This window comes from Mammaliicoccus lentus, from assembly GCF_947036595.1.
GTDB classification, from domain to species: domain Bacteria; phylum Bacillota; class Bacilli; order Staphylococcales; family Staphylococcaceae; genus Mammaliicoccus; species Mammaliicoccus lentus.
The window spans coordinates 2,097,126-2,111,940 of the sequence record NZ_OX344834.1 but is presented as its reverse complement, the minus strand read 5'-3'; the positions used below and the strand labels follow the sequence as shown (position 1 = coordinate 2,111,940).

Sequence of the window (14,815 nt, the reverse complement as noted above, 5' to 3'; positions counted from 1 at the left end):
GGGGATAAAAATATGAATTTATTAGATCATCTTCAAATGAAGACATTAGATGTTAAACATGGATATATTGCTATTTCAATGCCAGTTACCGATAACGTTAAACAACCATTTGGATATTTACATGGAGGAGCTACAATCGCTTTAGCAGAAACTGCAGCCTCTATGGGAGCAAATGCTTCTTCTAAAGAAGATGAAATACCACTTGGTTTAGAGATTAATGCAAATCATATTAAATCTGTACAAAGCGGTACTGTAACTGCAATAGGAACAGCATTACACATTGGTAAGACAACACAAGTGTGGGATGTTAAAGTTACAGATGAAGATAATCAGTTAATTTCAGTCATTAGAGCGACTATCGCTATTAAAAAAATTAGAAAATAAAGAGAGCAAGACAGAAATCTTATTTAAAAAAGATTTCGTAGTTCTGCCTCGGCAAGGTTGACTAGAATTGAAAAAGTCTAGTATAAGCTCAATTTTAATTCAGTTAACTACTGCCAATATAACAAAAACGAGTCTGAGACATTAATTATGTCTCAGGCTTTTTATTATTTTAAAAAACGGGTATATGAATATTGTGGATGATATGTAGAATTCAAAGTAATTGTATTTCATTCATCTTTTAAAGGAGTGTTATTAAAATTATGAAAAGATTAGAAAATAAAATTGCAGTTATTACAGGAGCTAGTACTGGTATAGGTTTTGCTACAGCTAAACAACTAGCTTCTGAAGGCGCTGAAGTGATTTGTATGGATATATCCGATGAATTAGAAAAATCAGTAAAACAAATTAATGATGAAGGATATAAAGCTACTTCAATGAAAGTTGATATATCTAAAGAAGATGAAGTAAGAAAAGCAATAGATGAAATCAAAGAACAATATGGTAAAGTTCATATTTTATTTAATAATGCAGGGATTGACCATAAAGCAGGAAGAATTCATGAATATCCTGTAGAAGTATTTGATGATTTAATGAATGTGGACTTAAGAGGTACTTTCCTTGTTACGAAGTTCATGTTGCCATTAATGTTTGAAGAAGGCGGTTCTATTATTAATACAGCTTCGTTCTCTGGACTAGCTGCAGATTTAAATAGATCTGGTTACAACGCTGCTAAAGGTGGCATTGTAAACTTCACAAAATCAATTGCGATTGAATATGGTAGAGAAAACATTAGAGCAAACTCTATAGCACCTGGAACGATAGAAACACCATTAGTTGATAATTTAGTAGGTGATAAAGAAGATAAAGCAGGCGAAGAATTTAGAGAAAATCAAAAATGGGTTACACCTTTAGGTAGATTAGGTAAACCAGAAGAAGTAGCTAAACTCGTACAATTCCTAGCCTCTGATGACAGTTCATTTATCACAGGTGAAAATATAACAATTGATGGTGGCGTAATGTCATATACATGGCCAGGCGATATGCTTAGCGATAAAAGTTGGAAAGAAACAACGAAATAAAAATTATTAATAAAGAGAGTCCGGCACATTAACAGTTGTATCGGACTCTCTTCTTATATTGGATTAAAACGTTATTGAATGTTGTTGGATTAATTAAGTCAAAAATCCAATAAGAGCCTGTTTAGTTGGATTAATTAAGTCGAAAATCCAATAAGAGCCTGTTTAGTTGGATTAATTAAGTCGAAAATCCAATAAGGGCCTATTTAGTTGGATTAATTAAGTCAAAAATCCAATAAGAACGTATTTAGTTGGATTAATTAAGCCGAAAATCCAATAAGATCCTACCAAACTCAAATCTATTTAATTATCATACACTTTGACAAAATCAGAAATAAATAACCTCACAACCTGAGATTTAACTCAAAGGTTGTGAGGTTTTATTTTAAGAAAAGTATTTATTTTGCGTCTTTTAAATCGTCTCTAACTGTTCGTTCTGTTGGTTTGACGCCCATATAATATGCGCTTCTTGTTACTAAGTGACCGGCTAGTGGTCCAGTAATAAAGATAAATATAATCCCTAACAACAGTTGAACATTAAAGTGACCTTCTTTACCGATAAAGTAAATGAGTACACCGGTTAATATTAACATGACACCTAAAGTAGAAGCTTTTCCTGATGCATGTGCTCGAGAGAATACATCTGGCAATCTTAGAATACCTAACGCAGCAAAGAAACTGAAACAAGCGCCTACGACCATCATAATAATTGAAATACTAATAATTATCGTCTCTATCATTTTCAATGATCTCTCCTTTGTCCATAAATTTCGCAAATGCTGCAGTACCTAAGAATGCTAAAATACCTATTAATAACAGAATAACGAATAAATATCTTGTATTCATCACTACGGAAAATAAAGCAATCATAGCCATTAAAGTAATACCTAATGCATCAAGAGCAATAACTCTGTCAGCTAAAGTAGGACCGATTATGACTCTGGTAAGTATGCCTATCATAGAAAGTGCGACGATGATGATTGCAATAATTACGAATATATTTATCATCGTACGCTCACCTCCTTGATTGCTTTTTCAAATGAATCTTTAATAGTACTAATTTCTGAATCAATATCAGAAAAATCTATTGAATGAATATATAGTGTTTTTTGATCATCTGAAATTGCAACTACGATTGTACCCGGCGTTAATGTTATTAGTTGAGAAAGTAATGTGATTTCCCAATCTTTTTTTAATTCTGTCGGATACGCAAAGAATGCGGGTTCATTTTTTATTTCTTTTTGGATGACAATTTTAATGACATCTATATTTGCTAATACTAATTCTTTCATGAATATACCGGCTAAAACTATCGTTTTCCAAACTGGTCTTAAATATAAATGTTTACCCGGTAGTAATGGTAAAGCAGCTAAAACGAATAAAATACCAAACAAATATCCAAATATAAATGCGCCAAATGTGTATGTTTCTGAAAGCATCATCCAAAGTGCAGCTAATAGAACATTAATGAGTACTTGTATAGCCATTAATAATCGCCTCCTAACGCATTTACATATGTTTCAGGATTGTAGAATGGTAAAGCAGCTTTTTCAATTAAAGGATATAACATGTCGGCACCAAGACCAAATAATATCGCGATTATTGTGATAGCAATACTTGATATCATTAATTTCTTCATTGGTAATTTTGGATTATACGTATAACCTTTTTCTTCTCCCCAAAATGCCATTAAGAAAATACGAACTACTGAATATAAAACAAATAAACTAGAAAGTAGTACGACGATACCACTTATATAATAACCATTATCAAAGGTCGACATGACAATCATGTATTTACCATAAAATCCGCTTAATGGTGGAATACCTGCTAATGAAAGTGCAGCAACGAAATAGAACCAACCTAATACCGGATAATTCTGTATAAGTCCGCCGAATTTTCTTAAATCAGGTGTTCCAGTAATTTTTATAATAATACCAATTAATAAGAATAAAGCAGCTTTAATGATCATATCGTGAAGTAAGTAATAAATACTTCCTATCATACCTGTTTTGTCCATCATAGCTGCGCCAATTAAAATTACACCTATTGCAATCATAATATTATAAATAATAATTTTCTTAACATCATAATAAGCAATTGCACCAATACAACCCATAATAATTGTAAGTATGGACAATACAATTAAAGTGTTAGTAATAAATTCACTATTTGCTGAATAGAATAGGCTAAATGTACGCATAATTGCGTATACACCTACTTTTGTTAATAAAGCTCCGAATAAAGCAATGATAGGTATCGGTGGAGCATAATAAGCTCCAGGTAACCAGAAGTATAATGGGAACATACCTGCTTTTGTAGCAAATACAAATAAAAACATTATAAAAGTGATAACAACGATGTTTAAATCTGTGTTCGATAGTTCTGCTAATTTAACATGCAAGTCTCCCATATTTAAAGTTCCAGTTATGGAATACAACATACCGACTCCAGTTACAAAGAATGCAGAAGTTAACACATTAACAAGTATGTATTTAATACTTTCTTGTAACTGAATCTTTGTTCCTCCAATAACTAAGAGTAGGTAGGAAGACATTAAGAATACTTCAAAGAATACGAACAGGTTAAATAAGTCGCCTGTCATAAAGGCACCATTAACACCTGTTACCATCATTGATATACCGAAATAATAGAAATATTTTTCACGATGCAATCCGATAGACTGATGAGAATATAATATTACAATTAGTGTTATTAATAAGCTGACACTTACTAATAATGCGCTGAGCATATCAACGTAAATGACAATGCTGTAAGGGACAGGCCAACTACCTAAGTTTAATGTTTGTGTCCCGTACAAATAAATCATGTTGATATTATATAAACTAACTAGAAACGCTAATACAAATCCAACTAAAACGATTTTTCGTTTTAAATATGGTCTGTGACCAGCAAAAATCAATGTTACAGCAGTTAAAAAAGTAATGACAAGAGGTACAATAATCATGTTACTTATCATCTTTCGGTACCTCCTTCATTTCTTCAAGATTATCAGTTCCTAGTTCTTTATAACTTCTGAAGGCAAGAACTAAGAAGAATGCAGTAACAGCAAATGAAATAACAATTGCTGTTAAAATTAGCGCTTGAGGAAGCGGGTCTACATAGCTTTTTATACCTGATTCTTCAATAGGTAATGCGCCTTTTTTTAATCCACCCATAGTTAATAGCATTAAATGCACACCGTGGGAAAGTAGGGTAGTACCAATAATAATCCTAATTAAACTCTTAGAGAGAACTAGGTATACTGATACAGAAATGATAATACCTGCAACGAAAATCATTAATATTTCCATTATTCATTCTCTCCAATCGATAATATGATTGTTATCGCCGTACCGACAACAGCTAATAAGACACCTAAATCAAAAATCATAGCAGTATGCCAATGTACTTCACCAAAGATTGGTAAATGTAATTCACCGAACGCATGTGTGAAGAATGTCTTACCATATGTCCAACTTAGGATAGGTGTTAGAACACATAAAAACAATCCAGTAGCTGTTATAATTTTAAAATCAAACGGAAACATCTTTTTTAATGTTTTAGTATCAAATGCGATACCAATGATGATGACTGCTGAAGATAGTAATAAACCACCAACGAATCCACCACCTGGTGTGTAATGACCACCAAAGAAGATAGAAACAGCATACATCATAAGAATTAGAAAGATGATAATGGCGTTAAACTGAAAGAATACATCATTCGATTGTTTCTTCATGTTCTTCACCTCCATCTTTACCTTTATCTCTTAATTTAATTAATGTGTATATACCTAAACCGGCAATACCTAATACTGCAGATTCAAATAATGTATCAAAGCCACGGAAGTCAACTAGAATAACGTTTACCATATTTTTACCTGCAGCAAGGTCGTATACATTATCTTTATAATATTGTGAAATAGAATCAAAGTGTCTATTACCGTAAGCAATTAAGCCAAGAATAATTACCCCAATACCTACACAAATTGAAATAATGAAATTACCTAATTTAAATTTACGATCCTCATCATGCCTACTCATCTTAGGTAAGTGGTAGAAACATAATAAGAATAAAGCAGTTGATATCGTCTCAATCGATAATTGAGTTAACGCTAAATCTGGCGCTCCGAAAAATACAAAGAATAATGCAACAGAATAACCTACTGATGCAAGCATAATAATGCTGAATAATCTTGATTTTGCTAGTACGATACAAAAAGTACTAATAAGTATTAAAGCAATTAAAATAAGTTCATAAGGTCTAATACTGCTTATATTATCAAATACAAAACTAACAGGATGTGTAAATAGTGTTAGAGCCGTGATAATAATAAAGAATGCAAAAATGTACATAAGATAAGATCTAACAAAACCTGTCATATAACTTTGTGTGATTTTGTTTGAGATATACGAACTAAGCTGAATACCTCTGTCGTAATAATAATTAAACGTTAAGTATTCAGGCTGTATATCATAAACACCAACCCATTTTTGAACATTTTTAAATAGTAAGAATCCTACAACAAACACAATAATCGTTCCGATTAGCGCTGGTGTAATACCATGCCAATATGAAATATGTACTTCAGGTTCACTTGCAAATGGAGCAATTGCTCTTACTGCTGGTGCAATAATAGAATTGCTTAAAATGTTTGGGAATAAACCAAATACAACAACTAGTAATGTCAATATACCTGTTGGTAAAAGCATTAAAATTGGTGCCTCATGAGCTTTTTTAGGTAAAGCTTCGGGTTTATATTCACCAAAGAAAATTTCATGAACATATTTGAACGAGTAAACGAATGTGAAAATACTTCCTACTATAGCAACAATCGGTAATAAATAACCAAGAGTTGAAAGTGAAAATACGTCTGCGCTATGTGCATCGAACATCGCTGTTAAAAATAGTTCTTTAGATAAAAAGCCATTAAATGGTGGCACGCCAGCCATGCTTAAAGCTGTAATAATCGTAAATGTGCATGAAATTGGCATAATGGTCATTAAACCACCTAATTTTTTAATATCACGTGTTCCAACTTCATGATCAATCGTACCTGTAACCATAAATAATGCGCCTTTAAATGTCGCATGATTAATAAGATGAAAGACCGCAGCAATTATACTCGCTAAAAATAATTGGCTTGATTCACCAGAATAGTGATAACTAACTGCACCAATACCTAGCATAGACATAATCATACCTAACTGTGAAACAGTAGAGAATGCAAGTATGCCTTTTAAGTCTTGCTGCTTTACAGCATTAAATGATGCCCAAAATAGTGTGATTAAACCTATTGCTGTAACAGTCCAAACAAATCCGCCACTAATGGCAAATATTGGTGTTGTTCTTGCAACTAAATAAATGCCGGCCTTAACCATTGTAGCTGAGTGTAAGTATGCACTTACAGGAGTAGGTGCTTCCATTGCATCTGGTAACCAGATGTGGAAAGGAAATTGGGCTGATTTTGTCATCGCTCCAATTAAAATAAGCACCATAGCTAAGATGAAGTAAGGTGACGATTGTATCGTGTCAGCATTCTGTATAAGTGAAGTAATACTCCACGAATTTCCTGCTAAATAAAGTGAGATAAACCCACCTAAAAGCATTAATCCTCCAAATACTGTTATTAATAATGATTTTTGCGCGCCATAAATGGATGATTGTTTATCTCTCCAATAACCAATTAATAAGAAACTTGAAATTGAAGTAAGTTCCCAGAATAAATAAAGCATGAGTAAATTGTCAGATAAAACAACGCCTAACATTGCACCCATAAACATTAATAAGTAACAATAGAAATTCCCTAAAGACTCACTTTTACTTAAATATGTAATAGAGTAGAGTACGACAAGGGCTCCAATACCAGTAATAAGTGATGCAAATAATAAACTAAGTCCATCTAGATGAACGGCAAAGTTCATTCCAATCCTGGGCATGAAATCCCAAATTACAATAAACGGTTTGTCCGAATCGGGTACATTTATGTATGACATGAAATAAATAAATATAATGACGGGAATCGGTAAAACAAACCAACCTAGATGAACGCCTTTGTAAAATCGATATATTATGGGTATAACGATTGCAAAGATTAAAGGTAATAAAATCATAATATGCATCAAACTCATTAAATAACCTCCCTTCGAAAATACCTAGTTATCATTATACACAATAATCTTAAAGCTTGAAAACACTACCGTTTCAATATTTCAGAATTTTTGTGTTATTTTTAAATATGAAGAAACACGTAAAAATATTTAAAAATTTCTTTTATAAAAAGTTTAAAAATCACTTTTATATTGTCGAGAATAATCTTTTTTTAATTGTTCGATACATTTTAAAGCTTGTTCACTATAAGCATTATTACGTTCTTTCATTTTTTCTTCTAATTCATATAAAGAATTTTTAAGAGATTCAATGTAAGAAGGAACTTCTGCTTGATATTCTTTTAAAAATTGAGCTGTCGTATATCTTTTTTCGTATTGACTAAGCGCTTTTCTTTCATGGAAAAATACATTATCTACTTCATTTGGATTGTGTAAATCTCCTTGTCTAGGATGTTTGAGAACAGCAACGACTTTTACGAGCAGTTGATCTCCTTTTTCTTCAATAATTTCTACAACATATTTTCCGGTTTTGTGTGGGAATTGATATAACATGTATGTGTCCCCTTTCTATTAAATTATGTTATGATATCACTATTGTAATTATTTTAACATGAATGGAGAATTATAAATGACAAACTATCCTCAATTAACAAATGAAATACTTGAAGGTGAACGCGTAGTCGAAATGAAAACAACTAAAGGGAATATGACTTTTAAATTATTCCCAGAACTTGCACCTAAAACTGTTGAGAACTTTATTGGTTTAGCTGAGAAAAAATATTATGATGGCATTACTTTCCATAGAGTAATTAATGACTTCATGGTACAAGGTGGAGACCCAACAGGTACAGGAATGGGCGGAGAAAGCATCTTTGGAAGTGCTTTTGAAGATGAGTTTTCTTTACAAGCATTCAATCTATATGGTGCTTTATCAATGGCAAATGCAGGACCGAATACTAATGGATCACAATTCTTCATAGTACAAATGAATGAAGTCCCAGCAAATATGTTGTCACAACTTAAAGATGGTGGTTGGCCAGAAGAAATTATTGATAGATATGCAGAAAAAGGTGGCACACCATGGTTAGACCAAAAACATACTGTATTTGGGCAAATTGTTAAAGGTGAAGATGTATTAGAAGATATTGCAAATGTTAAAGTAGGCGCTAATGATAAGCCAGTTGAAGACGTTGTAATTGAATCAATAGATATTATTCAATAAATCGACATTCAATTGTCATAAAACATACGTTTTATTCGACTTAAACTTTGTTATAATCTAATTGCTAGGGGAGTGGTCGGATTATGATGGAATTTCTTTATTTTCCAGATAACAAATTAGAATATATTCCTGCTGTTGCTACGTTGTTATTGTTTATGGTTTTAGCTTTCATCGTTTTTATGATGTTTCGCAAAAAATCAAAAAAAGACGAAGAAAAAATGAAGTCATTTGAAAAAGAAGTAATGAATCATTTAGAGCAAGAGGAGAAAAAAAGTAAAAAATAACAAAGTGAATATTGCATTGTATCAACTTCTCTCAGATTGGAATCCAATGGAATTTGAAAACCAATCACTTGAAGATAGTGAAGTTTATGATTGTATGCATGCAATCAATATACGAAATAGAAAATGTTACTGAACTCGCTCCAAAAACCAAGACATATATGCATTTTCTTTCAACACAACATTAGATAAAGATTCGTGCAAACAAATAGCCATCAAAACAACTGCATTACAAAGTAGCTGTGAAATGTAATATGATTAAGTATTAATTAGAAGATCTGTGAATTATTTTAATTGAAATAGTTCATAGGTCTTTTTGTGTGAAAAAATTAATGAATATTTTATGTATAATAATAAAATTTGATTAGATTACAAGCGTCAATTTACTTATCTATTATTTTCAGAATTATATATCAAATTAATGGTTTATTAAATTTAACTATGCTATGATATAAGAGTTAATAATAATAAGTACAAGGGGTTTTCTAAAAGTGAGAAAACATTATAAAGTCGGTCAATTTGTGAAAGTTAAAGTGACTGGCATTCAACCTTACGGTGCCTTTGTTGAAACCCCTGATCATGTGGAAGGTCTCATTCATATTTCTGAAGTGATGAATGATTATGTTCACAACCTTAACCAGTTTTTATCGGTCGGACAGATTGTAAAAGCTAAAGTAATCAAGGTTGAAAATGATGGTAAATTAAGTTTATCTCTTAAAGAAAATGAGTATTTCAAGCGACAAGAACGTAAGAAAGAAAAGCGTTCAGTATTAGATGAAATACGAGAGACAGAAAAATATGGGTTTCTACCTTTAAAAGAAAGGTTACCTAAGTGGATCAACCAATCAAATAAGCATTTAGAAGACGATTAAATGAACTTTTAATCGTCTTTTTGTATATTTATGTTTAATCTAAAAACCTGTCCTAATATTTGTAAAAAAATAACTTGAAGTAATCTATTAAAATGTGTCATTATAGGAATGTAAGGGGTTTCTTTTTCTGCCCCGTATAAATATAGGGAGGTTTACTTTAATGATTCCATACAAACATGAACCATTTACTGATTTTACGAAAGAGGAGAATAAGGCTGCTTATTTAGAAGGTCTTAAAACTGTTGAAACTTACTTAGGTAAAGAATATCCAATTATTGTTGGAGGAGAAAGAATTTTTACTGATGATAAAACACGTTCTTATAATCCTTCAAATATTGAAGAAACTGTAGGTTTAGTTTCTAAAGCGAGTAAAGAGCACGCTGAAAAAGCAATGGAAGCTGCTAAAGAAGCTTTCAAAACATGGAGAGAAACTGATCCAAGCGTTCGTGCAGATGTACTTTTTAGAGCAGCTGCGATTACAAGACGTCGTAAACATGAATTCTCTGCATTACTTTCTAAAGAAGGTGGTAAACCTTGGAAAGAAGCCGATGCTGATACAGCTGAAGCAATCGATTTTATGGAATACTATGCTCGTCAAATGCTAGAACTAAAAGATGGCAAAAAAGTCGAAAGCCGTCCCGGCGAATATAACAAATATAATTATTTACCAATTGGTGTTAGTGTTGTTATTTCACCATGGAACTTCGCATTTGCTATCATGGCTGGTACAACTGTAGCGCCAGTAGTTACTGGTAACACAGTATTATTAAAGCCATCTTCAAAAACACCTGTTATTGCATATAAATTTATGGAAGTTCTTGAAGAAGCTGGATTACCAAAAGGTGTAGTGAACTACATCCCTGGTTCATCAAGTGAAATTGGTGATTATTTGATCGATCATAAAGATACAAGTTTAATTTCATTTACAGGCTCAAGAGATGTAGGTGTTTCTATATATGAAAGAGCTGCAAAAGTTCAAAAAGGACAAACACACTTAAAACGTGTTATAGCTGAAATGGGTGGAAAAGACACTATTATCGTTGATTCTGAAGGAGATTTAGATTTAGCAGCAGATTCTATCGTTCAATCTGCATTTGGATTCTCAGGACAAAAATGTTCAGCTTGTTCTCGTGTAATAGCAGTAGAAGATATTTATGATGAGTTATTAGATAAAGTAGTGGAACGTACAAATAAATTAACTGTTGGCGATTCGACAGATCATGAAAATTATATGGGACCAGTTATTGATGAGAATTCATTAAATAAAATTAAAAAGTACATAGAAATCGGTAAAAAAGAAGGTCGCATTGTTGCTGGTGGAACTACTGATGAAGAAAAAGGGCATTTTGTACATCCTACCGTAATAGCTGACTTGAAACATGATGACAGAGTGATGCAAGAAGAAATTTTTGGACCGGTTGTCGGATTTAGTAAAGCAAAAGATTACGATGAAGCAATTGAGTTTGCTAATGATACTGAATACGGATTAACAGGTGGCGTTATTACAAATAACAGAGATAAATTAGAACAAGCACGTCGTCAATTTTTAGTAGGTAACTTATACTTTAACAGAGGTTGTACAGGCGCAATTGTAGGCTACCAGCCATTTGGAGGATTTAAAATGTCTGGAACAGACTCTAAAGCAGGTGGTCCTGATTACTTAGTACTTCACTTACAAGGACGTACTACTTCAGAAATGTTATAATAATGATGGAAAAAAATATAAAGGCAGTAGAGCGATTTTGCTCTACTGTTTTAATAGGAGGCGTTTTAATATGACAAAATCACAAGAAATTATTGAACAAACGAATACATTTGGTGCTCCAAACTATTTACCGTTACCAATTGTTATATCAGAAGCAGAAGGTATATGGGTGAAAGATCCAGAAGGAAATCGTTATTTAGATATGTTATCAGCATATTCTGCTGTAAACCAAGGTCATCGTCATCCTAAAATCATACAAGCATTAAAAGACCAAGCAGATAGAGTAACACTTACATCACGCGCATTCCATAGTGATCAATTAGGTCCATGGTATGAAAAGATATGTAAACTAGCAGGTAAAGAAATGGTGTTACCAATGAACACAGGTGCTGAGGCTGTTGAAACAGCCATAAAAGCAGCAAGACGTTGGGCTTATGATGTGAAAGGGGTAGAAGATAATAAAGCAGAAATAATTGCGATGAATGGAAACTTCCATGGTCGTACTATGGCTGCAGTATCATTATCTTCAGAAAAAGAATATCAAAGAGGTTACGGTCCATTACTAGGTGGATTTAAACTTGTTGATTTTGGTGATATCGAACAAATCAAATCAGCAATTACACCTAATACTGCTGCCATCTTAGTTGAGCCTATACAAGGCGAAGCGGGTATTAACGTACCAGAAGATGGATACTTAAAACAAATTAGAGAAGTTTGTGATGAAAATAATGTATTATTCATAGCTGATGAAATCCAAGCAGGATTAGGTAGAACAGGTAAATTATTCGCTACAGATTGGGATAACGTTAAACCTGATGTATATATATTAGGAAAAGCCCTTGGTGGCGGTGTATTCCCAATTTCATGTATCCTTGGTGATAAAGAAGTATTAGAAGTATTTAACCCTGGTTCTCACGGTTCTACATTCGGAGGAAATCCATTGGCATGTGCTGTTTCAAATGCAGCCTTAGATGTTATCGTGGATGAAAATTTATCTGAACGCTCACTAGAATTAGGAAATTACTTTAAGTCAGAGTTAGAAAGTATAAATCATCCTGCCATTAAAGAAGTGAGAGGTAAAGGTCTATTTATCGGTATCGAATTAACTGAAGATGCAAGACCATATTGTGAAAAATTAAAAGATTTAGGTATACTATGTAAAGAAACACATGACACTGTTATTCGTTTTGCACCACCTTTAATCATTGATAAAGAAGATTTAGATTGGGCTATTGATCAAGTGAAATCTGTTTTTAAATAAAAAAACTGATAACGTTTACAAAAAACGGTTTAAGACCTTTTAAAAATAACCAATTATGTTACAATTATTTAGAGATTAAAAGTATTTAAAAAAGAGGCGAAGAGGATCATGAGCGAAAATTTAAATTTAGTTACATCGACACAAGAAATTGTTAGTGATGCCCTTAACAAATTAGGTTTTGACGAAGGCATGTATGATTTAATTAAGGAACCACTAAGATTATTAACAGTTCGTATACCAGTTAAAATGGATGACGGGTCTGTTAAGACATTTACTGGTTATCGTGCACAACATAATGATGCAGTTGGACCAACAAAAGGTGGGGTTCGTTTCCACCCAGATGTTGATGTTGAAGAAGTGACTGCCTTATCTATGTGGATGACTTTGAAATGTGGAATTGTAGATTTACCTTACGGCGGGGGTAAAGGTGGAATTGTTTGTGACCCAAGACAAATGAGTATTCACGAAGTTGAAAGATTATCACGTGGATATGTTCGTGCCATCTCACAAATAGTTGGACCAACAAAAGATATCCCAGCACCAGACGTATTTACAAACTCACAAATTATGGCTTGGATGATGGATGAATATAGTCAAATGGACGAATTCAACTCACCAGGTTTCATTACAGGTAAACCAATCGTATTAGGAGGCTCACAAGGTCGCGATCGCTCTACTGCTCTTGGAGTGGTTATCGCAATTGAACAAGCTGCTAAAAAACGTGGTAAGACTATTGAAGACTCAAGATTTGTTATCCAAGGTTTCGGTAATGCTGGAAGTTTCTTAGCTAAATTCTTATACGATAAAGGTGCTAAAATTGTCGGTATTTCTGACGCATACGGTGCATTACATGATCCTGAAGGGTTAGATATTGATTACTTATTAGACCGTCGTGACAGTTTCGGTACAGTAACAAACTTATTTGAAGATACAATTACAAATAAAGAATTGTTTGAAATAGATTGTGATATTTTAGTACCAGCAGCGATTGCTAATCAAATCACTGAAGAAAATGCACATGATATCAAAGCTGACATTATTGTAGAAGCGGCTAACGGTCCAACTACAATGGGAGCTACTAAAATTTTAAGTGAACGTGGAATCTTACTTGTTCCTGATGTTTTAGCAAGTGCTGGTGGCGTAACAGTTTCTTACTTCGAATGGGTACAAAATAACCAAGGTTATTATTGGACAGAAGAAGAAGTAAACGAAAAATTACGTGAAAAACTAATTAAAGCATTTGATACAATTTATAATCTCTCTGAAAATAGAAAAATTGATATGCGTTTAGCTGCATATATTGTAGGAATTAAACGTACGGCAGAAGCTGCTAGATATAGAGGTTGGGCATAATATTTTATCCCACAATTTATTAGTAAATAAAAAGGCTGAGACATTTATTGGTGTCTCAGCCTTTTTTATATGCAGTGGATTAGGGAAGCTTGAAAGAGGCTAGTGTGCAAGAGTCCAGAAACAAGCCCGTTAGAGCGCTAATTTCAGCAATTTTAATATGAATTCAGACTGAATATAGACGATCAACTGCTCTAACGTGCAAGACAAAATAGACAAGCTCATTACAAATTCTAACGTGCAAGAGTCCAGAAACAAGCCCGTTAGAGCGCTAATTTCAGCAATTTTAATATGAATTCAGACTGAATATAGACGATCAACTGCTCTAACGTGCAAGACAAAATAGACAAGCTCGTTACAAATTTTAACGTGCAAGAGTCCAGAAACAAGCCCGTTAGAGCAAAGAATATATGATTCCGCATTAATTGAGTACTCATTTATTTTACCATGCTGTATTAATAATAAATGATTTTATAAAAAATAAGCATATCACTGTGATTACTGAGAGATTCAGTAGAGTGATATGCTTATTTAATTTAAGCTTACGTCTT

The 14,815-nt window shown here is 32.9% G+C and carries 16 protein-coding genes; 8 read left to right on the top strand and 8 right to left on the bottom strand.

Features of this window, described 5'->3' with window-relative positions:
• The first annotated feature begins 12 nt into the window (after nucleotides 1-12).
• Complete coding sequence (locus ACNMOQ_RS10405; protein ID WP_017001034.1) at nucleotides 13-384, top strand: PaaI family thioesterase; 372 nt, start codon at nucleotides 13-15, stop codon at nucleotides 382-384.
• Nucleotides 385-644: 260 nt separating this feature from the next.
• Entirely contained in the window at nucleotides 645-1,463 is an 819-nt protein-coding gene (locus ACNMOQ_RS10400) for an SDR family oxidoreductase (RefSeq protein WP_415363079.1), read from the top strand.
• Nucleotides 1,464-1,858: 395 nt separating this feature from the next.
• Here the strand turns inward: ACNMOQ_RS10400 and mnhG are convergent, their stop codons facing one another.
• From mnhG to kapB, 8 genes are all read right to left on the bottom strand, one after another.
• Entirely contained in the window at nucleotides 1,859-2,200 is a 342-nt protein-coding gene (mnhG, locus tag ACNMOQ_RS10395) for a monovalent cation/H(+) antiporter subunit G (RefSeq protein WP_017000045.1), read from the bottom strand.
• Nucleotides 2,178-2,468 (bottom strand): Na(+)/H(+) antiporter subunit F1, encoded by a 291-nt coding sequence (locus ACNMOQ_RS10390; RefSeq protein ID WP_017000046.1) that lies wholly within the window; start codon nucleotides 2,466-2,468, stop codon nucleotides 2,178-2,180. Before ACNMOQ_RS10390 ends, mnhG begins: the two co-directional genes overlap by 23 nt.
• The gene (locus tag ACNMOQ_RS10385) at nucleotides 2,465-2,947 is read right to left on the bottom strand and encodes a Na+/H+ antiporter subunit E (RefSeq protein WP_017000047.1); all 483 of its coding nucleotides are present in this window, start codon (nucleotides 2,945-2,947) and stop codon (nucleotides 2,465-2,467) included. The genes ACNMOQ_RS10390 and ACNMOQ_RS10385 overlap by 4 nt, the downstream gene beginning before the upstream one ends.
• A complete protein-coding gene (locus tag ACNMOQ_RS10380) occupies nucleotides 2,947-4,440 on the bottom strand; it encodes a Na+/H+ antiporter subunit D (protein WP_064205105.1) in 1,494 nt (497 codons plus the stop codon). The genes ACNMOQ_RS10385 and ACNMOQ_RS10380 overlap by 1 nt, the downstream gene beginning before the upstream one ends.
• Entirely contained in the window at nucleotides 4,430-4,774 is a 345-nt protein-coding gene (locus ACNMOQ_RS10375; protein ID WP_017000049.1) for a Na(+)/H(+) antiporter subunit C, read from the bottom strand. Before ACNMOQ_RS10375 ends, ACNMOQ_RS10380 begins: the two co-directional genes overlap by 11 nt.
• Complete coding sequence (locus ACNMOQ_RS10370) at nucleotides 4,774-5,202, bottom strand: Na(+)/H(+) antiporter subunit B (protein WP_017000050.1); 429 nt, start codon at nucleotides 5,200-5,202, stop codon at nucleotides 4,774-4,776. Before ACNMOQ_RS10370 ends, ACNMOQ_RS10375 begins: the two co-directional genes overlap by 1 nt.
• Entirely contained in the window at nucleotides 5,183-7,594 is a 2,412-nt protein-coding gene (locus tag ACNMOQ_RS10365) for a Na+/H+ antiporter subunit A (RefSeq protein WP_064205104.1), read from the bottom strand. The genes ACNMOQ_RS10370 and ACNMOQ_RS10365 overlap by 20 nt, the downstream gene beginning before the upstream one ends.
• 153 nt (nucleotides 7,595-7,747) lie before the next feature.
• Nucleotides 7,748-8,125, bottom strand: coding sequence for a sporulation phosphorelay system protein KapB (gene kapB, locus ACNMOQ_RS10360; RefSeq protein WP_064211802.1), 378 nt, complete (start codon nucleotides 8,123-8,125; stop codon nucleotides 7,748-7,750).
• A gap of 76 nt (nucleotides 8,126-8,201) precedes the next feature.
• Between kapB and ACNMOQ_RS10355 the strand changes: the two genes are divergently transcribed.
• The 6 genes from ACNMOQ_RS10355 to ACNMOQ_RS10330 all read left to right on the top strand — a co-directional run bounded on the left by ACNMOQ_RS10355 (nucleotide 8,202) and on the right by ACNMOQ_RS10330 (nucleotide 14,267).
• A complete protein-coding gene (locus ACNMOQ_RS10355; protein ID WP_017000053.1) occupies nucleotides 8,202-8,795 on the top strand; it encodes a peptidylprolyl isomerase in 594 nt (197 codons plus the stop codon).
• A gap of 83 nt (nucleotides 8,796-8,878) precedes the next feature.
• Complete coding sequence (locus tag ACNMOQ_RS10350; protein WP_064205102.1) at nucleotides 8,879-9,079, top strand: hypothetical protein; 201 nt, start codon at nucleotides 8,879-8,881, stop codon at nucleotides 9,077-9,079.
• Nucleotides 9,080-9,567: 488 nt separating this feature from the next.
• On the top strand, nucleotides 9,568-9,948 hold the full coding sequence (gene ygs, locus ACNMOQ_RS10345) for a S1 domain-containing post-transcriptional regulator Ygs (protein WP_017000055.1): 381 nt from the start codon (nucleotides 9,568-9,570) through the stop codon (nucleotides 9,946-9,948).
• A gap of 160 nt (nucleotides 9,949-10,108) precedes the next feature.
• On the top strand, nucleotides 10,109-11,653 hold the full coding sequence (gene pruA, locus ACNMOQ_RS10340; protein ID WP_017000056.1) for an L-glutamate gamma-semialdehyde dehydrogenase: 1,545 nt from the start codon (nucleotides 10,109-10,111) through the stop codon (nucleotides 11,651-11,653).
• Nucleotides 11,654-11,723: 70 nt separating this feature from the next.
• A complete protein-coding gene (locus ACNMOQ_RS10335) occupies nucleotides 11,724-12,914 on the top strand; it encodes an ornithine--oxo-acid transaminase (RefSeq protein WP_064205101.1) in 1,191 nt (396 codons plus the stop codon).
• Between the two features lie 108 nt (nucleotides 12,915-13,022).
• The gene (locus tag ACNMOQ_RS10330; RefSeq protein WP_017000058.1) at nucleotides 13,023-14,267 is read left to right on the top strand and encodes a Glu/Leu/Phe/Val family dehydrogenase; all 1,245 of its coding nucleotides are present in this window, start codon (nucleotides 13,023-13,025) and stop codon (nucleotides 14,265-14,267) included.
• Nucleotides 14,268-14,815 lie beyond the last annotated feature (548 nt).